The sequence below is a fragment of the Frigoribacterium faeni genome (assembly GCF_007988805.1).
Classification (GTDB): domain Bacteria; phylum Actinomycetota; class Actinomycetes; order Actinomycetales; family Microbacteriaceae; genus Frigoribacterium; species Frigoribacterium faeni.
The window spans coordinates 59,300-75,289 of sequence record NZ_BJUV01000013.1 but is presented as its reverse complement, the minus strand read 5'-3'; the positions used below and the strand labels follow the sequence as shown (position 1 = coordinate 75,289).

Annotated in this window: 20 protein-coding genes; 8 read left to right on the top strand and 12 right to left on the bottom strand. The window is 73.5% G+C overall.

Translation table 11 applies throughout. The features are described from left to right. Positions 1 to 93: 93 nt before the first annotated feature. The 7 genes from bla (at position 94) to FFA01_RS08020 (ending at position 5,081) form a co-directional block, all read left to right on the top strand. Positions 94 to 1,038 (top strand): class A beta-lactamase, encoded by a 945-nt coding sequence (bla, locus tag FFA01_RS08050; RefSeq protein ID WP_167627317.1) that lies wholly within the window; start codon positions 94 to 96, stop codon positions 1,036 to 1,038. Between the two features lie 42 nt (positions 1,039 to 1,080). Continuing rightward, entirely contained in the window at positions 1,081 to 1,434 is a 354-nt protein-coding gene (gene cmtR, locus FFA01_RS08045) for a Cd(II)/Pb(II)-sensing metalloregulatory transcriptional regulator CmtR (RefSeq protein WP_146854780.1), read from the top strand. Then, a complete protein-coding gene (locus tag FFA01_RS08040; protein ID WP_146854778.1) occupies positions 1,431 to 2,111 on the top strand; it encodes a cation diffusion facilitator family transporter in 681 nt (226 codons plus the stop codon). The genes cmtR and FFA01_RS08040 overlap by 4 nt, the downstream gene beginning before the upstream one ends. A 76-nt stretch (positions 2,112 to 2,187) precedes the next feature. Beyond that, positions 2,188 to 2,712 (top strand): hypothetical protein, encoded by a 525-nt coding sequence (locus tag FFA01_RS08035; protein ID WP_146854776.1) that lies wholly within the window; start codon positions 2,188 to 2,190, stop codon positions 2,710 to 2,712. Between the two features lie 98 nt (positions 2,713 to 2,810). Then, a complete protein-coding gene (locus FFA01_RS08030; RefSeq protein WP_146854775.1) occupies positions 2,811 to 4,055 on the top strand; it encodes a M23 family metallopeptidase in 1,245 nt (414 codons plus the stop codon). 2 nt (positions 4,056 to 4,057) lie between these two features. Then, positions 4,058 to 4,732, top strand: a complete 675-nt coding sequence (locus tag FFA01_RS08025; RefSeq protein WP_146854773.1) for a DsbA family protein — start codon at positions 4,058 to 4,060, stop codon at positions 4,730 to 4,732. Then, positions 4,725 to 5,081, top strand: a complete 357-nt coding sequence (locus tag FFA01_RS08020; RefSeq protein WP_146854771.1) for a hypothetical protein — start codon at positions 4,725 to 4,727, stop codon at positions 5,079 to 5,081. Before FFA01_RS08025 ends, FFA01_RS08020 begins: the two co-directional genes overlap by 8 nt. Before the next feature lie 28 nt (positions 5,082 to 5,109). On the opposite strand, the gene FFA01_RS08015 is transcribed toward FFA01_RS08020, so the two are convergent. From FFA01_RS08015 to FFA01_RS07995, 5 genes are all read right to left on the bottom strand, one after another. Then, positions 5,110 to 6,042: an ABC transporter ATP-binding protein gene (locus FFA01_RS08015; protein ID WP_146854769.1), complete on the bottom strand. Its 933-nt coding sequence runs from the start codon at positions 6,040 to 6,042 to the stop codon at positions 5,110 to 5,112. After that, positions 6,039 to 6,263 carry a helix-turn-helix transcriptional regulator gene (locus tag FFA01_RS08010; RefSeq protein WP_146854767.1) on the bottom strand — a complete coding sequence of 75 codons (225 nt, stop codon included), beginning with the start codon at positions 6,261 to 6,263 and terminating at the stop codon, positions 6,039 to 6,041. Before FFA01_RS08010 ends, FFA01_RS08015 begins: the two co-directional genes overlap by 4 nt. After that, the gene (locus tag FFA01_RS08005) at positions 6,260 to 6,691 is read right to left on the bottom strand and encodes a hypothetical protein (protein ID WP_146854765.1); all 432 of its coding nucleotides are present in this window, start codon (positions 6,689 to 6,691) and stop codon (positions 6,260 to 6,262) included. The genes FFA01_RS08010 and FFA01_RS08005 overlap by 4 nt, the downstream gene beginning before the upstream one ends. Beyond that, on the bottom strand, positions 6,684 to 7,484 hold the full coding sequence (locus tag FFA01_RS08000; RefSeq protein WP_146854763.1) for an ABC transporter permease: 801 nt from the start codon (positions 7,482 to 7,484) through the stop codon (positions 6,684 to 6,686). The genes FFA01_RS08005 and FFA01_RS08000 overlap by 8 nt, the downstream gene beginning before the upstream one ends. 110 nt (positions 7,485 to 7,594) lie before the next feature. Further along, on the bottom strand, positions 7,595 to 8,503 hold the full coding sequence (locus FFA01_RS07995; RefSeq protein WP_167627316.1) for a class I SAM-dependent methyltransferase: 909 nt from the start codon (positions 8,501 to 8,503) through the stop codon (positions 7,595 to 7,597). Positions 8,504 to 8,549: 46 nt separating this feature from the next. On the opposite strand from FFA01_RS07995, the gene FFA01_RS07990 reads away from it, so the two are divergent. Then, positions 8,550 to 9,122: a helix-turn-helix domain-containing protein gene (locus FFA01_RS07990; RefSeq protein WP_146854759.1), complete on the top strand. Its 573-nt coding sequence runs from the start codon at positions 8,550 to 8,552 to the stop codon at positions 9,120 to 9,122. Between the two features lie 19 nt (positions 9,123 to 9,141). Here the strand turns inward: FFA01_RS07990 and FFA01_RS07985 are convergent, their stop codons facing one another. From FFA01_RS07985 to FFA01_RS07955, 7 genes are all read right to left on the bottom strand, one after another. After that, entirely contained in the window at positions 9,142 to 9,918 is a 777-nt protein-coding gene (locus FFA01_RS07985; protein ID WP_146854757.1) for an SCO1664 family protein, read from the bottom strand. Further along, positions 9,915 to 10,532, bottom strand: coding sequence for a DUF3090 domain-containing protein (locus FFA01_RS07980; RefSeq protein ID WP_146854755.1), 618 nt, complete (start codon positions 10,530 to 10,532; stop codon positions 9,915 to 9,917). Before FFA01_RS07980 ends, FFA01_RS07985 begins: the two co-directional genes overlap by 4 nt. A 119-nt stretch (positions 10,533 to 10,651) precedes the next feature. Next, positions 10,652 to 11,338 carry a histidine phosphatase family protein gene (locus FFA01_RS07975; protein WP_182501070.1) on the bottom strand — a complete coding sequence of 229 codons (687 nt, stop codon included), beginning with the start codon at positions 11,336 to 11,338 and terminating at the stop codon, positions 10,652 to 10,654. 9 nt (positions 11,339 to 11,347) lie between these two features. Then, positions 11,348 to 12,361 carry a glycoside hydrolase family 6 protein gene (locus FFA01_RS07970; protein WP_146854753.1) on the bottom strand — a complete coding sequence of 338 codons (1,014 nt, stop codon included), beginning with the start codon at positions 12,359 to 12,361 and terminating at the stop codon, positions 11,348 to 11,350. 217 nt (positions 12,362 to 12,578) lie between these two features. Then, positions 12,579 to 13,802 (bottom strand): M20 metallopeptidase family protein, encoded by a 1,224-nt coding sequence (locus FFA01_RS07965; protein WP_146854751.1) that lies wholly within the window; start codon positions 13,800 to 13,802, stop codon positions 12,579 to 12,581. After that, positions 13,799 to 15,124 carry a metal-dependent hydrolase family protein gene (locus FFA01_RS07960; protein WP_146854749.1) on the bottom strand — a complete coding sequence of 442 codons (1,326 nt, stop codon included), beginning with the start codon at positions 15,122 to 15,124 and terminating at the stop codon, positions 13,799 to 13,801. Before FFA01_RS07960 ends, FFA01_RS07965 begins: the two co-directional genes overlap by 4 nt. Before the next feature lie 35 nt (positions 15,125 to 15,159). Further along, complete coding sequence (locus FFA01_RS07955; RefSeq protein WP_244289756.1) at positions 15,160 to 15,990, bottom strand: ABC transporter ATP-binding protein; 831 nt, start codon at positions 15,988 to 15,990, stop codon at positions 15,160 to 15,162.

The following is a 15,990-nucleotide window of genomic DNA, read 5'->3' as shown; positions in this document are numbered from 1 at the left end:
CTCACGAGGGTGCAGGGCATGTCCCGACTCCTCGTCCGGGAGGTGCAGCCGGGCCTGAGCCGGAGTGTCGGCGGGTCGGGCCAGGATGAGACCATGCCGCAGAAGTCCCTCGCCTCCGCCCTGGCCGCGATCGTCGCGTGCGTCGCCCTCGCGGGATGCTCCTCGCCCGCCGCGACTCCCGACGCGTCGGCACCGCCGACCTCGATCTCCGACTCGCCGCAGTCGCCGGATGCGACCCCCTCCGCTCCGCCGATCGACCTCGACGCCCCGCTCGCCGCCCTCGAGGCGGAGTACGACGCCCTCGTGGGGGTCAGCGCCCTCGACACCGGCACCGGCCGTCGCGTCGACCACCGTGCGGACGAGCGCTTCGGCTACGCCTCGACGATCAAGGCCTTCCTCGCCGCGCAGTTCCTCCACGACGTGCCCGCGGCCGAGCGGGACGAACGCGTGACCTGGACGCAGTCGGACGTCGACGCCGCGGGGTACTCCCCCGTCACCTCCGAGCACGTGGACGACGGCCTCACGCTCGCGGAGCTGGTCGACGCCTCCGTGCGCTTCAGCGACAACACGGCGACCAATCTCGTCTTCGACCGTCTCGGCGGGCCGACCGAGCTCGACACCTCCCTGGCCGCCCTGGGCGACGAGACCACCGAGGTGGTGAACGTCGAACCCGCGCTGAACGACGTCGAGCCGGACGGCACCGACGACACCAGCACGGCCGCCGCGTTCACGGCGGACGTGACCACGATCCTGACCAGCGACGTCCTGGCGGACTCGGACCGCGCCTCCTGGGTGGACCTCCTGACCGGCAACGCGACCGGCGACACGCTGATCCGGGCCGGCGCCCCCGAGGGGTGGACGGTGGCCGACAAGTCAGGAGGCGCGGGTCCGATCCGCAACGACGTCGCCATCGTCACGCCGCCGGGTCGAGACCCCATCGTGCTGACGATCCTCACGACGAAGAACGACCCCGACGCCGCCTACGACGACGCGCTCGTCGCCGACGCCGCCCGCGTCGTGCTCGACGCCCTCGAGTGAGCCGGCGCCGCGATTGGTCAGCCGTCGCTGTATAGTCAGCGCATGCTGACACTCTCCTCGCGGGTCGACGTGATGAACCGCCTGGGCCGGGCGATGGCCGATCCGACCCGATCGCGCATCCTGCTCAGCTTGCTCGAACGCCCCGGGTACCCTGGTGCGCTGTCCACCGAGCTCGCTCTGACCCGGTCGAACGTGTCGAATCACCTGTCGTGCCTCCGCGGCTGCGGCCTCGTCGTCGCCGTGCCCGAGGGGCGCTCGACCCGGTACGAGATCGCCGACGCCCACCTCACCCGGGCGCTGACGGCGCTCGTCGACGTCGTGCTCGCGGTCGACGACGGCGAGCCCTGCGCCGACGAGGCCTGCGACGTGCCGCTCTGCTGCGGGACCGGCGCATGACCGCGACCACCGCGCCGACGCTGCTCGCCCCCGCGCGTCGCCTCGTGCTGCAGAAGCGGATCCGCCTGATCGTCGCCGTGACCATCACGTACAACGTGATCGAGGCCGTGATCGCGATCGCCGCCGGCTCGATCGCCTCGTCGACGGCGCTGATCGGGTTCGGCCTCGACTCGATCGTCGAGGTGCTCTCGGCCGCGGCCGTCGCCTGGCAGTTCGCCGCACCCGACCCCGAGAAGCGCGAACGCGTCGCCCTGCGGGTGATCGCGCTGTCGTTCTTCGGCCTCGCCGCGTACGTCAGCGTCGACGCCGTGCTCGCGCTGACGGGGGTCCGCGAGCCCGACCACTCGCCCGTCGGCATCGTCCTGGCGGCGGTGAGCCTCGCCGTCATGCCGTTCCTGAGCCTGCTCGAGCGCCGCACCGGCAGAGAGCTCGGCTCGGCCTCGGCGGTCGCCGACTCGAAGCAGACGCTGATCTGCAGCTATCTCTCCGCGGCCGTCCTGGTCGGGCTCGTGCTCAACCTCGCGTTCGGCTGGACCTGGGCCGATCCCGTCGCGGGTCTCGTCATCGTCGTCTTCGCCGTCCGAGAGGGTCTCGAGGCGTGGCGCGGCGACTCGTGCACCACCCCCGTGTCCGCCCTGACCGGCGAGCGCGACGTCGAGAGCTGCGACTGCTGCTGACCCCCGCGCGCCGAGCGTCCGACGCGTCCGGGCGATTCGTCAGCTACCCGTCGCCGCCGTTCATTAGCCTGTGACGGTGCCCGGTCGCGACGACGGGTCGAGTCCGGAGGGAGGCGCGGTGTCCGATCGAGCCCGTCCCCGTGCCCGCCCGAACGGGTCCGTCGGCATCTGGACCCTCCTGCTCTCGCTCACCGCCACGCTCCTCGCCGCCCTGCTGGGCATCCACGCGCTCGGCGACGACGCCCTCACCGGCGGGGTGTCCGCCTCGCGCAGCATCACGACGGTCGCCGCCGTCGACGGCGCGCACGAGACCGCGGCGGGGCCCGTCACCCTGGCCGCCGCCAACGCCGCCGACGTCGCCGTCACGGCCGCCGTCGACGCGACCACGACCGGCCTCGGCGGGTCGGACGGTGCGCTCGGCTGCGCTCTGCTGGCGGCGCTGTGCGTCGTGATGCTCGTCGCGCTGATGCTGCGGGCCAGGGGGGCCGCAGCGAGATCGCTCGACCCGTCCTCGCCGGCCGCCGCCGGCGCACCCGGCGGTGCGCTCTCCGCGCGCACGAGCGCCGTCAGCCTCACCGCACTCGGAGTCTCGCGGGTCTAGACCGGCCCCGATCGCGACCTGCACGTCGACGGACGGCGACCCTCTGAGCGGTCGCGCGCCGTCGACGTGCCCCCTTCGAGACCGAGGACACCACCGACATGACACGCACCCTCCGGGTGACGGCGCCGGCCCTCGCGGCCGTCCTCGCCGCCACCCTGCTCACCGCACCACCGGCCTCCGGCGCGTCCTATCCCACCTGGGACGACGTCCTGGCAGCCCGATCAGACGAGTCCGCGACCGCCGAGCGGATCAGCGAACTGACCACGCTCCTCGACGACCTGAGACGGGAGGCGACGACGCTCGAGGCCCTCGCGCGGCAGCGCGGCGAGGAGCTCCAGAGAACGCAGGACGCCGCCGACGAGGCGACCGAGACCCTGCGGAAGCTCACCGCCGACGTCGCCCGCGCCGAGACCGCGGCGGCCGAGTCGCAGTCGCAGGTCGCCCGATGGGCGGCGAGCCTCACCCGCACCGGCGGAACGGACCTCACGACGACGATCGTGGCCTCGGGGTCCGGTGCCGACGACCTCCTCAGCCGCCTCGGAACGGCGACCCAGGTGTCGCGGACCGCGAACCGGATGCTCGAGGAGGCGGCGGTCGCCGGCAACGCGGCCAGAGCTCTCGAGGATCAGGCGCAGGTCGCCACGACCGAGCGCGATCGTCTGGCCGGCCTCGCCGCCTCGGCCCGTGACGAGGCGATCGAGGCGGTCGAGTCCGCCCGCGCGGCCGTCACGGAGCAGGAGGCGCGGAGCATCGACCTGGAGGCGCAGCTCGCCGTCCTGGAGCAGGCGACCGTCTCGGCGGAGGAGGGCTTCGCCGAGGCCGAGGCGATCCGGATCCGAGCCGAGGCCGATGCGGCCCGGCGGGCGGCCGCCGCGCGCGCCGCCGCCGCGGCGGCCTCGTCGACGGAGGCCGCGCCGACGTCATCCGCGGTGTCGGCGGCGGGCTGGACGATGCCCATCACCTCGTACTCGAGCTATCAGGCGTACGGGATGCGGGTCCACCCCGTCCTGGGATTCGTCAAGCTGCACGCCGGCGCCGACTTCGGCGCCTCGTGCGGAACGGGCATCTACGCCGCAGCCGCGGGGACGGTCACCTACGCGGGCGCCTACGGCGGGTACGGGAATCTCATCACGATCACCTCGGCCGGCGGGGTCTCGACCAACTACGCCCACATGTACGCGGGCGGCGTCCAGGTGAGCGTCGGGCAGACGGTCACCGCCGGGCAGCGGATCGCCGAGGTCGGCAGCGCCGGACTCTCGACGGGCTGCCACCTGCACTTCGAACTCCGACAGGGCGGCGCAGCCACCGACCCCGTCGCCTACCTCACGAACCGAGGAGTCTGACCATGGTCAAGAACCAGTTCATCGTCGCCGTCATCGCATTGCTCGTCACCGCCGGCATCATCGTCTTCGTCGTGATCCACAACGGCAGTCGCACCGACATGGCGCAGCCGCTGACGGACGACCCGACGGTCGAGCCGACCGCCGCCGAGGTCGTCCGCGACGACACCCGCTATCTCGACGAGGTGGGTGACGACGCCGTCACGGTCGTGGAGTTCCTCGACTTCGAGTGCGAATCGTGCGGGGCGATGTACCCGTACGTCGAGCAGGTGCGCGAGAAGTACGACGGGCGGATCAACGTCGCGATCCGGTACTTCCCGATCCCGGCGCACCGGAACTCCGAGAACGCCGCCGTCGCCGTCGAGGCCGCGGCGCAGCAGGGGCGGCTCGAGGCGATGTACTCCCGCCTGTACGAGACCCAGGCCGAATGGGGTGAGAAGCAGGAGTCCGAGGCCGCCCTGTTCCGCACGTTCGCCGCCGACCTGGGTCTCGACATGGCCGCCTTCGACGCCGCCGTGGCCGACCCCGCTACCCTCGAGCGTGTGGTGGCCGATCGAGCAGAGGGGACGGCGCTCGGCGTGACCGGCACCCCCACCTTCTTCGTCGACGGGCGCATGCTCCAGCTCACCGCGGTCGACGATCTCGAGAACGCGGTCGAGAGCGCGGTCTCCGGTGGGTAGGCGTCGCCGTCGGGAGGCGAGGGCCGCGGCTGCGGCGCCGGTCGCGCCTCCTGCCGCTCCTGCCGCGAACCTGAGGACGCTCGCCGTCCTGGGTCTGATCCTGTCGTGCCTCGCAGGGCCGATCGGCATCGTCGTCAGCCTCGTCGCGCTCATCCGGTCGCGGCTGGCCGGCGAGCGGAACGCGGTCGCCGTGGCCGGCCTCGTGGTCGGGATCGCCACGACCGCGGCGTTCGTGGGCGGGATCCTCTACTTCCACGCCGTCCTCACCGGCGACACCGGCGTCTGCGCCGAGCTCGGCCCGGGCACCCACGACGGCACCCTCGGCCCGTTCACCTGCCCCGCGACCTGAGGCCCGGCCCCGCCGAGGAGCAGGCGGGTCAGGCCGGCGGCCCGCCGAAGAAGACCTCGCCCAGCCCGCCCCGGAGCACCCGGATGTCGCGGGCACGGAACCCCGGGGCGAAGGTGACCCGGCGCAGGGTCGTGTCGGCGTCGTCCGTGGTGATCCGCACCTCCACGCCGTCATGGTCGATCGAGACGGCGAGGTCGTCGGATGCGACCAGCGACCGCACGGCCGGCAGCTCGGCGTCCGACCCGACGCGGAAGACGACGGTCGCGGCGGCCCGATGGCGAGCGACGAGCTCCGCCGGGGCACCCGCGGCGATGACGGATCCGCGTTCGAGCACGACGATCCGGTCGCACCACTGCTCGGCGTCGGCCATGTCGTGCGTGGCGAGCAGGACGCCGACCCCCTGGCGAGCGAGGTCGCTCACGATCGCCGCGATGAGCATCCGCCCCGCCGGGTCGACGGCCGCCGTCGGCTCGTCGAGCAGCACCAGCTCGGCGAACGGGAGCAGAGCGATGGCGAGCTGCACCCGCCGCGCCTCGCCACCCGAGAGGACGGCGATCCGGCGGCCGAGCACGGGGTCCAGTCCGGTCTGCGCCACGACGTCGTGCAGCGGACGGTGCACATCGTGGACGGCTGCGAACAGTCGCAGGGTCTCGATGACGGTGAGGCTGGGCAGCAGCGCCGCGGACTGCGCCTGGACGGCCACGCGCCTCGTGACGGCGGCGCGATGCCGCCAGGGCTCGAGGCCGAAGGCGACGACGTCGCCGGTCGTGGGGCGGCGCACACCGGCGACCACGTCGAGCAGCGTGCTCTTGCCCGCGCCGTTGCGACCGATCACACCGACCACCTCGCCCGCCGACACGTCGAGGTCGACCCCGGCGAGGATCGTGATGGAGTCGATGTCGACCCCGAGACCACGAGCCCGCAGCACGGCGGTCGACGCGGACTCGCCCACGGCGCTCATCGACGTCCGCCGCTCGGCGGGGCGTCGTGCTCGTCCGGCGTGAAGATCTGCTCGATCGGGACCGCGAAGCACTGCGAGATCCGGAAGGCCAGCGGCAGCGACGGGTCGTAGCGCCCCGTCTCGACGGCGTTGACCGTCTGACGCGAGACGTCGAGCCGTTCGGCGAGAGCCGCCTGAGACCAGCCCCTCTCATCACGGAGCGCCCGCAGTCGGTTCCTCATCGCGACGCCCTCGCCGAGAGGATCGCGACGGCCAGCCCGAAGGCCAGCATCCCGACCAGGAAGACGGCCCATTCCGGCTGGCCGACCGGCTGGTCCGCCGACCGCACGAAGGCGACCGCGAGCGCGGTGAGCATCGAGGCACCGAACGCGATGGCGAGGGCGTCCGTGACGAGGCGCCGCTGCAGCTCGTCGATGCGGCGGACGTAGCGGATCACGGCGACGGTCGCCCCGAGCGCCGGGAGGAGCGGGAGCAGCGCCCACACCGTGCGCAGGGTCTCGGACGAGGCGCCCACGAGGGCCTCGATCGGCAGCAGGATCAGCACGACCGCCACCGTGATGCAGGCCGAGAACTCGACGGCGTACCGGCGCGTGCGCCGCACCTCGCCGGGTGTGCGTCGAGGTCCGGCCGTGTCGTGGACGTCAGGCATGTGTCTTCTCCCTCTCGTTCGGACGCCGCGCTCTGCCGCGGGAGTCCCAGTCGAATCGCCGCACCGCGGTCGCCGAGGCGGCGACGGCGACCAGGGCCATCCCCGCCCAGAGGACCGGCACGGGCGCGAAGGCCGGATCGCCCGCGAGGTCGGCGGCTGCGGCCTCGGCGAACCAGGTCGTCGGCAGGGCGCGCATCGCGGCGACGGCCCAGCCGGGCACGATCTCGTCGGGCACGAGCCCGCCCGACGCGAAGACGACCAGGATCGACACCATCGCCATGCTCTGCTGGGTCGCCTCCGCCGACCGCCCCCGGGACGCGACGAGCAGCGCGACGGCGAAGAGCATCGCCGCCCCGATCGTCGCCGTCGCGGCGAACCGCGCGAGCGGGGCACCGTCGAGGTGGCCCCTCGCACCGGCGACGACGAGGACGACGGCCATCTCGAGCAGGACGATCGCGACCCGGACCGGGAGCATCCCCAGCAGGAACGCGGAGCGGGGCATCGGCACCGTCGCGAAGGCGCGCAGCGTGCCCCGCTCGCGCATCGCGACGAGGGGCACGCTCGTGCCCACGAGGGCCACGGCGCAGCAGCCGGCCATGAAGACGATGCCGAGGTCGGCGCCGAGCAGGTCGACGTCGCCGCCCTGCGACTCGACCGACCACTGCAGCAGCAGCTGGATCGCGAGGAAGACGACGAAGACCGTCGCCATCGAGATCGTCGTCATCGGCGTCCGCAGCAGATCGCGGGCCGAGATCATCGCCACGTGTGCGAAGACGCGTCGCCAATGCCGCATGCCGACCCCCTCAAGTCAAGTTCCCTTGACACATTGTGGGTCGGAAACCGACTCGATGTCAAGGAGTCTTGTCCCAACGCTCCTCGTCGCAGCCCGAACGGCCCTGCGCGCTATCCCGCCGGCCGGACGGCGATCCAGATCGCGCGACCCGACTCGTGGTGCAGGTCCGAGGCGCCCGCCGCCACGGCCGCGATCGCGGAGTCGAGCGCGGCGACGTCGTCGTCCGAGAGGTCGCCCTCGAGCAGATCGCGGTTCCGCGCCAGGTGCAGCGCGAGGTACCGGGCGCCCTCGGCGGTCGCGGCCGACGCGACGAGCGCGCTCTCGTGCCGCTCGACCGGCGCGAAGCCCGCCTCGCCCAGGGCCGCGGTCCAGTCCGCCGTGACGGGGTAGCCGCGCGCGGCGAGAGCCCCGACGAGACGCGCATCGAGCCCCTCGACGCCCGTGCCGAGGTCGTCGGGCGTGAACGTCGTCGTGCCGGTGAACTCGGTCACGACGAGCACTCCCCCGGGGCGCAGCACGCCGAACGCCTGGCGCAGCACCTGCGCGGCGTCGGTCACGTGGTGCAGCGACAGCGCCGCCCAGGCCAGGTCGACCCCGCGCGGCACGACCGCCGGCCAGTCGCCGTCGAGGTCGACCAGGTGCGCCTCGACCCGGTCGTCGACGTCGACGGCCGCCGAGGAGGCGCGGAGCCGGTCGAGCATGCCGGCCGACGCATCCAGAGCGTGGACCCGCACCCCCGCGAACCGGTCCGCGAGGAACAGGCTGCCCGTCCCCGTGCCGGCACCGAGGTCGACGGCGACCCGGGGTGCACCGCCGAGAGCGGCGGCCACGGCGTCGGTCGCCACGGCGAGGACCGGCGCCCCGAGCACGGCGTCCAGATCGAGGATCTCGGCGAGGTCGGCGAGCTCGGCCGCGTCGTCGGAGGCCGGCCCGTGGCCCGGACGCGAGGAGTGAGAGTGCGAGTGCGAGTGCGAGTGCGAGTGATGGCCCGGAGTCCGATCAGCGTGATGCGTCGTCATCTCTCCAGGGTAGGCGCGACTTCGCATCTGGCATAGTCTCTTGCGTATGACGCAAGAACCCCTCGACGAGATCGTCCGCCAGCGCATCCGCGGCCTCCGGATCGCCCGTGGCTGGACCCTCGACACCCTGGCGGCGCGCTGCTACCTCTCGGCCTCCACGCTGAGCCGGATCGAGACCGGGCACCGTCGCATCGCGCTCGACCAGCTCGTCCCCATCGCCCAGGCGCTCGGCACGACGCTCGACCAGCTCGTCGAGCCCGAGGGCGACGACGACGTCGTCATCCGCCCCGAGCCCGAGGCCAGCGCCGGCATGACGATGTGGCTGCTGTCGCGCGAGCGCGACCGGCGCGGCGTCACCATCGCCAAGATGCGCATCACACCCGAGCGCGCGTTCGACGAGCCGCGGGTGCACCCGGGCTACGAGTGGTTCACCGTGCTGAGCGGAACCGTCCGCCTCGTGCTCGGCGAGCGGGTCATCCTGGTGCGCGAAGGGCAGGCCGCCGAGTTCTCGACCATGACCCCGCACCGTGTCGAGGCGCACGAGGGCCCGGTCGAGCTGCTGACGATCTTCGACCACGACGGCGAGCGCGCGCACCTCCCCGGGCACCGCCAGGCCTGAGAGAGCGAGTGGCCCGACCTCAGAACAGCGGCCAGGGCACCGCCGACATCTCCCCCGACGGCGCCGGGAACCGCCCCTCGGCGGCAAGCCGGTCGATGCGCCCGATCGTCGCCGCCACGGCCTCGGTCGAGAGCATCTCGGCGAGGGTCGCCCCGAGCGGCCCCTCGAGCTCACCCCGCAGGCGAGCGACGTCCGCGAGCTCGTCCGCCGTCAGCTCGTCGCCGATCCAGCCCCAGAGCACCGTCCGCAGCTTGTGCTCGACGTGGAACGTCAGCCCGTGGTCGACTCCGTGACGACGCCCGTCCGCCAGGGCCAGGACGTGGTCGCCCTTGCGGTCGGCGTTGTTCACGACCACGTCGAACACCGCCATGCGGCGCAGCGTCGGCGCGTCCTCGTGCACGAGCGACACCGGTCGGTCGTCCTCGTCGCTGCCCTCGAGCACCGTCAGCCACCCGGTCTCGGGCACGTCCTCGGTCGGCAGCAGGTCGACGGCGGGGTGCTCGGGGTCGATGTCGCACCAGAGCTGCACCATGCCCGGCCCGTGCGGGCCGTCGCGCAGCCAGGTGCGGGGCACGACGTCCCAGCCCAGCGCCTCGGACACGAGATAGGCGGCGACCTCGCGACGGGCGAGATCGCCGTCGGGGAAGTCCCACAGCGGACGCTCGCCGCGGCTCGGCTTGTAGACGACCTCGCGGTCGCCGATGAGACCGAGGAAGGTCGCGTTCGAGGCCGTCGTCAGCCGCGCCGTGAGCTCGAGCTCGAGCTCGTCGCCGGCCGGATCGACCCCGGTGGTCACCAGAGGTCGCCGGCGGGGCAGTCGTGGCCCTCGGGGTCCATCGGGTTGCCGCACCGCGGGCAGAGCGGGCGGCCGGCCCGCACCACGCCGAGCGTGCGCGTCGCGAAGGCCCGCGCCGTGCCCACCGGGATCCGCACGCGGAGCAGCTCCGGCGGCTCGACCAGCTCGGTCAGACCCGTCAGGTCGGCCAGCTCGGCGTCCTCGGCGGCGCCGGGGTCGAACGGGAGGGCGTCGTCGTCGGACTCGGCGTCGTCCTCGACGAGCGGGAACGCCTCGATCACGACCTGCGCGGTCGAGGGGTCCCAGCCGAGGCTGATGGCGCCCGTGCGGAACTCGGCCGCCACGGGCTGGTCGAGAGGTTCGTCGTCGACCAGCTCGGCCGGCGTCTCGGTGGGGATGGTGACCGGGTTGCCCCGCCCCTCCGCGGCCTTGAGCTCGTCGAGCAGCTCGTCGACCTTCTCGGCGAGCACCTCGGCCTGCTGCTTCTCGAGGCCGACGCTCACGACCCGCGAGCCGGCGCGCACCTGCAGGTAGAAGGCCCGTGCCCCCGGTCGACCGATGGTCCCGACGACGAAGCGGTCGGGCCAGTCGAACCCGTGCACGATGGTTGGCATGCGCTCATCTTACGAGCGTGTCCGCGCCAGGGGCCCAGGCAGGGCGCGCCCCGACCCGAGCACGGCCGGCGCCGCCCCGAGGAGGCGCGCCCGGCCCCGGTCGCCGCACGACCCGTGCGTCAGGCGTGACCCGCCCCGCCGCCCACGGGCGCGTCGGCCGTCGGTCCGCTCGCCCGCAGCCATGACAGGTCGCCCGAGTCGGTGTTCGTCGCCACGACGTCGGGTCGGTGGTCGCCGTAGCGCACGATCGAGACCGAGGCCGGCCCGACGGAGATGCGCTGGAACAGGTCCAGGTGCATGCCGAGGGCGTCGGCCAGCACCGCCTTGATGATGTCGCCGTGGCTGACGGCGACCCACACGGCGCCGGCGCCGTGCTCGGCCTCGATCTCGGCGTCCCGCCGCCGGACGGCCTCGACCGCCCGGGACTGCATCGTCGTCATCGACTCGCCGCCGGGGAACACCACCGCCGACGGCTGCGCCTGGACGACAGACCAGAGGGCCTCGCGGGCGAGGTCGCCGAGCGCCCTGCCCTGCCAGTCGCCGTAGTCGCACTCGGTGATCGCGTCGTCGACGGGGGTGGCGAGCGGACCGGACTGCCGACCGATGATCGCGTCGGCGGTCTGCCGGCAGCGGACGAGCGGACTCGAGACGACGGCGGTGAGCGGGATGCCCGCGAGTCGCTCGGCGGTGCGGGCGACCTGATCGCGCCCGACCCCGTCGAGCTCGACCCCGGGGGTGCGTCCGGCGAGCAGGCCGCCGGCGTTGGCGGTGGTGCGGCCGTGCCGCACGAGGAGGAGGGTGGCCATACCCGAACCCTACGGCCGGTTGGCCACCAGCGCCGTCGCGTACGACGGGAACCACGTCCCGGCGGCCGGTCCGCCGTTGCACGGCCCGTCGCTCGCACCGGGGGTCTTGATCCACAGCTGGGCGTCGAGCCGGCTCGTGCCCTTGGTGCGGTGGGGGTCCACGCCGAGACCGGCGCCGGGGGCGTTGCACCAGGTGCCCTTCCAGCCCTGCCCGTTCCGCGAGACGTCGACCACGTAGCGGGCCCCGCCGACCGCCGTCGAGACCTTCTCGGCGTAGGCGACCTCGTTCGCGATCGGGTAGTAGTTCGAGACGTTCGTGGCGAATCCGCGGGCGATGCCGACTCCGGCGGCGACCAGCCGCTTGGCCATCACGTCGGCGGGCACCCAGTTCGAGTTGCCCGCGTCGATGTACGAGGGCACTCCGGCGTTCGTGAACGCGGTGACGGCCTTCTTGATCGTCCCCTCGCGCCCGGCGGCGAGTGTCGGGCAGCTGCTGAGGTGGGCGAGCGCGTCGGGTTCGACGATCACGACCGCCTTGTGTCCCTTGAGGGCGTCGGCGATCCTCTGGTTCCAGGCGAGGTACGCCGTGGACGAGGCCGCGCCTCCCCCGGAGTAGCCGTCGCAGTCGCGGTTCGGGATGTCGTACGTGACGAAGACGGGCGTGGTGCCGGCCTTCTCGGCCTCGGCGAGGTTGAACTGCAGCACCTTCAGCAGCTGGGCGTCGGTGTACCACGAGCCCAGCCAGATCGCGACGGACCTCCCGGCGATGGTGCGCGCCGCGGCGGCGTCCTTCGTCTTCCCCTGCCTGGTCAGCGCGTCGGCCGCACGGGCGGCCTCGCTGTCCTTCTGCACGTAGAGACCGCCGGCGTAGACGGTCGTCGTGGGCGCGGTCCTGACCGTCGACTTCGTGACGGTGGCGGTCGTGCCGGTGGCGGCCGAGGCGGGCACGGGAGCTGCGGTGACGAGGCCGGTCGTGAGCACGAGGGCGCCGACGACGAGGCTCGCGAAGGCGAGTCGGGTCATGGGGACGATTCCTTGCTGGAGTGGCGGGCCTCGGGTGGGGGCGGACGTGCTCCCGGCCACGTCAAGTGCACCACGCCCGCCTCCCCGCCAGCAGACCCTCTTCGGGGTACACCAGGCCGAGGGATCCGCCCGCGCGGGCGGATCGTCCCCGGAAAGGGGGTACACCGAGGAGGCGCGACGCCCTCCCGACGCACCGCACCGCTTCCCTCGGGCCGCGTCATCCCAGCCGGGTCACCGCGAGGTGCGTCAGCAGGGCCGCCATGTCCGCCAGCACGGCGTCGTCGAAGAGCACGTGCGGCGAGTGGTTCGACGCGCACTGCTCGGGGTCGATCCCGTCGGGCGAGGCGCCCACCATCACGAACGCGCCGGGCACGCGCTGCAGCACGAACGAGAAGTCCTCCGAGCCCATCATCGGGTGCGGCATCTCGCTGTACCGCCCGGCGCCGAACAGGTCGCCCACGGCGTCCTCGACGCGCTCGATCTCGGCGGCGTCGTTGACGGTCGGCGGGTAGTGCCGCGAGAAGTCCGCCTCGGTCTCGAGCCCGTGGGCGTCGCCGATGCCCCGGGCGATGCGGAGCGCCTCGCGCTCCATGGTGTCGAGCGTCTCGTCGGAATGCGCGCGCACCGTGGCGCCGAGGCCCGCCGTCTCGGCGATGACGTTGCGGGTCTCGCTGCCGTGCAGCATCGTCACGGACAGCACCGAGGGGTCGAACGCGCTCGTGCGCCGCGCGACCATGGCCGACAGCGCGAGGGTCAGCTCGGCGACGGCCGGCACCGGGTCGAGCACCTTCCACGGCGTCGACCCGTGTCCGCCGTCGCCCCGGTAGGTCGTGTAGAAGCTGTTCGAGCTGGCCATCACAGGCCCCGGTCGCGACTGGAACGCCCCGCGCACGCCGGGTCCGACGTGCAGCGCGTAGGCCGCGACGGGCAGGCTGCCGCTGGCCTCGAGGAGGCCCTCGTCGATCATGATCGCCGCGCCTCCCCAGCTCTCCTCGCCGGGCTGGAACATGAAGACGACGTCGCCGGCCAGCGAGTCCCGTCGGGCGGCGAGCAGATGGGCCGCGCCCACCAGGCCGGCCGTGTGCAGATCGTGCCCGCAGGCGTGCATCGCGCCGTTCGTCGCGGCGTAGTCGAGGCCGGTCTGCTCGGCGAGCGGCAGGGCGTCCATGTCGCCGCGCAGCAGCACCGTCGGGCCGGGCCGGCCGCCGCGCAGCACGGCGACGACCGAGGTGGTCGCCGTGCCCGTGCTGATCTCGAGGTCGAGGCCGGCGAGCGCCTCGAGCACGGCGGCCTGGGTGCGGGGCAGCACGAGGCCGGTCTCGGGGTCGGCATGCAAGGCGCGGCGGAGGACCTGCAGGGTCGGCAGCAGCCGGGCGGCGTCGTCGAGCAGGGCGGCGGCGGGCCCGGTCGGGGCCGGGGCGGTGGTCGAGGTGTCGGTCATGCGGAGGGTCCTTCCGTGGTGGTGACGGTGGCGGCGGCGAGTCCGCCGGCGGTGGCGAGCGCCGCAGCGCGGGGCCGGTCGAAGACGCCGGCGAGGTCCTTGACGACGCGTCCGGCCTGGGCGACCACGACGACGTGCGCCGGGTCGCCGAGCAGGCCGATCCCGCTGAGCGGGTCCACGTCGGTCAGCACGAAGTCGGCGAGGCGACCGGGTTCGAGCGTGCCGACGTCGTGGGCGAGGCCGAGGAGCTCGGCGGCCGTCCGGGTCCCGGCGACCAGCGCCTCCATCGGGTCCATGCCGAGCTCGACGAGCCAGCCGAGCTCGCGCAGGTTCTGGCCGTGGGGGCCGACGCCGGAGTCGGTGCCGAGGGCGAGCCGGACCCCGCGGTCGATGGCGTGGGCGACGTTCGTCTTGGTGATGCCGCTCCACCGGATCTTCTTCTCGTAGTGGTACGGCTCCATGCGGTCCCGGTCGATGCCCATGAAGACCGTCGAGAGCGTCGGCACCAGGAACGTGCCGCGCTCGCCCATCATGTCGATCGCCTCGTCGTCGACGCCGTAGCCGTGCTCGACGCTCGTCACGCCGCCGAGCACCGCGGCGTGGATGCCGGCCGTGCCCTGGGCGTGCGCGGCGAGCGGCTTGCCGCCGTGCCGCTCGAGCTCGTCGGCGACGGCGCGCACCTCGTCGATGCGGAGACCCTCGTCGTCGGGGTGGTCGTGCGGGCTGCCCATGCCGCCGGTGGTGCAGATCTTGACGACGTCCGCGCCCGACCGGACGATGCGTCGGGTGGCGCGCCGCACCTCCTCGATGCCGTCGGCGATCTCGGACATCGACTCGAGATGCGTGTGCATCTCTCCCCCGGCGAGGTGGAAGTCGGCGTGTCCGCCGGTGTGGCTGATCACCTTGACCGCCACGTGGAGCCGCGGCCCCGACACGAGGCCCCGCTCGACGGCGACGCGGTAACCGGCCGACAGACCACCGAGGTCGCGGGCGGTGGTGACCCCCGCCTCCAGGGTGCTCCGGAGGCGCGCGGCCGTCTCGAAGGCGATCACGGCGGGGTCGGTACGCAGCCGGTGGAACGGGCCCTCGCCCGTGCCCATCGCCAGATGGACGTGCGTGTCGACGAACCCGGGCAGCAGGGTGAGACCGCGGCCGTCGACGACCTCGACGTCGTCGGGCAGCGGAGGGGCGAGACGACCGGGTCCGGCGGAGACGATGCGGCCGTCGACGTCGACGATGAGCGTGGCGTCGTCGACCGGCGGGCGGCCGGTGCCGTCGATCAGGCGGACCCCGGTCAGGGCCTGGGCGAGGGGTGCGGGCATGGGTGTCCTCTCGGAGGGGCGGGTGCGGCGGGGCGTCAGTCGATCGAGAACCCGGGCGCGCCCGGCACCGAGTCGAGCAGCGCCCGGGTGTACGGGTGCTGCGGGTCGGAGTAGACCTGCTCGGTCGGCCCCTGCTCCACCACGTCGCCGCGGTAGAGCACGACGACGTCGTCGCTGACGTGCCGCACGACGGCGAGGTTGTGCGAGATGAACAGCATCGACAGGCCGAGCTCGCGCCGCAGCCGGGCGACGAGGTTGAGGATCTCGGCCTGCACCGAGACGTCGAGCGCCGACGTGATCTCGTCGGCGATGACGAACTCGGGGTTCACGACGAGCCCGCGGGCGATCGCGACGCGCTGCCGCTGCCCGCCCGAGAACTCGTGCGGGAACCGGTCGATGGCGTCGTCGGGCATCCGCACGGTGCGCAGCCACTCGATGATCTGCTCGCGGTGGCGCTTCGCATCGGGGCGGCGCGGGTCGATCGCCTCGGCGAGCGCCTGGCCGACCGTGCGCCGGGGGTCGAGCGACGAGTAGGGATCCTGCGGGATCATCTGCACCCGCCGCCGCATCGCGGCCCGATCGCGCCGGGAGAGCGTGGCGGTGTCGACGCCGGCGATGCGGATGCTGCCGGCGCTCGGTCGCACCGTGCCGACCAGGGCCTTGGCCAGGGTCGACTTGCCCGAGCCGGACTCGCCGACCAGACCCACGGTGCGCCCGGTCCCGATCGTGAGGTCGACGCCGTTCAGCACCCGCACGGCGCGGCCTCCCGAGCCGAAGGCGACGTCGAGCCCCCGGACCTCGAGCATGGACTCCGAGGAGGCGCGGGTCGCGCCCTCGGGCACGGTCGCGGTGGTCGAGGCGGTCAT

Coding starts and splice junctions, on each gene's coding strand:
- FFA01_RS08005 (WP_146854765.1), bottom strand. CDS start 6,691: ATGCCTGACGTCCACGACACGGCCGGACCTCGACGCACACCCGGCGAG.
- FFA01_RS08015 (WP_146854769.1), bottom strand. CDS start 6,042: ATGAGCGCCGTGGGCGAGTCCGCGTCGACCGCCGTGCTGCGGGCTCGT.
- FFA01_RS07970 (WP_146854753.1), bottom strand. CDS start 12,361: ATGACCCGACTCGCCTTCGCGAGCCTCGTCGTCGGCGCCCTCGTGCTC.
- bla (WP_167627317.1), top strand. CDS start 94: ATGCCGCAGAAGTCCCTCGCCTCCGCCCTGGCCGCGATCGTCGCGTGC.
- FFA01_RS07965 (WP_146854751.1), bottom strand. CDS start 13,802: ATGACCGACACCTCGACCACCGCCCCGGCCCCGACCGGGCCCGCCGCC.
- FFA01_RS07990 (WP_146854759.1), top strand. CDS start 8,550: ATGACGCAAGAACCCCTCGACGAGATCGTCCGCCAGCGCATCCGCGGC.
- FFA01_RS07995 (WP_167627316.1), bottom strand. CDS start 8,503: ATGACGACGCATCACGCTGATCGGACTCCGGGCCATCACTCGCACTCG.
- FFA01_RS07975 (WP_182501070.1), bottom strand. CDS start 11,338: ATGGCCACCCTCCTCCTCGTGCGGCACGGCCGCACCACCGCCAACGCC.
- FFA01_RS08040 (WP_146854778.1), top strand. CDS start 1,431: ATGACCGCGACCACCGCGCCGACGCTGCTCGCCCCCGCGCGTCGCCTC.
- FFA01_RS08025 (WP_146854773.1), top strand. CDS start 4,058: ATGGTCAAGAACCAGTTCATCGTCGCCGTCATCGCATTGCTCGTCACC.
- FFA01_RS08030 (WP_146854775.1), top strand. CDS start 2,811: ATGACACGCACCCTCCGGGTGACGGCGCCGGCCCTCGCGGCCGTCCTC.
- FFA01_RS08010 (WP_146854767.1), bottom strand. CDS start 6,263: ATGAGGAACCGACTGCGGGCGCTCCGTGATGAGAGGGGCTGGTCTCAG.
- FFA01_RS08000 (WP_146854763.1), bottom strand. CDS start 7,484: ATGCGGCATTGGCGACGCGTCTTCGCACACGTGGCGATGATCTCGGCC.
- FFA01_RS07955 (WP_244289756.1), bottom strand. CDS start 15,990: ATGACCGCCTCGACCACCGCGACCGTGCCCGAGGGCGCGACCCGCGCC.
- FFA01_RS07980 (WP_146854755.1), bottom strand. CDS start 10,532: ATGCCAACCATCGTGCACGGGTTCGACTGGCCCGACCGCTTCGTCGTC.
- cmtR (WP_146854780.1), top strand. CDS start 1,081: ATGCTGACACTCTCCTCGCGGGTCGACGTGATGAACCGCCTGGGCCGG.
- FFA01_RS07960 (WP_146854749.1), bottom strand. CDS start 15,124: ATGCCCGCACCCCTCGCCCAGGCCCTGACCGGGGTCCGCCTGATCGAC.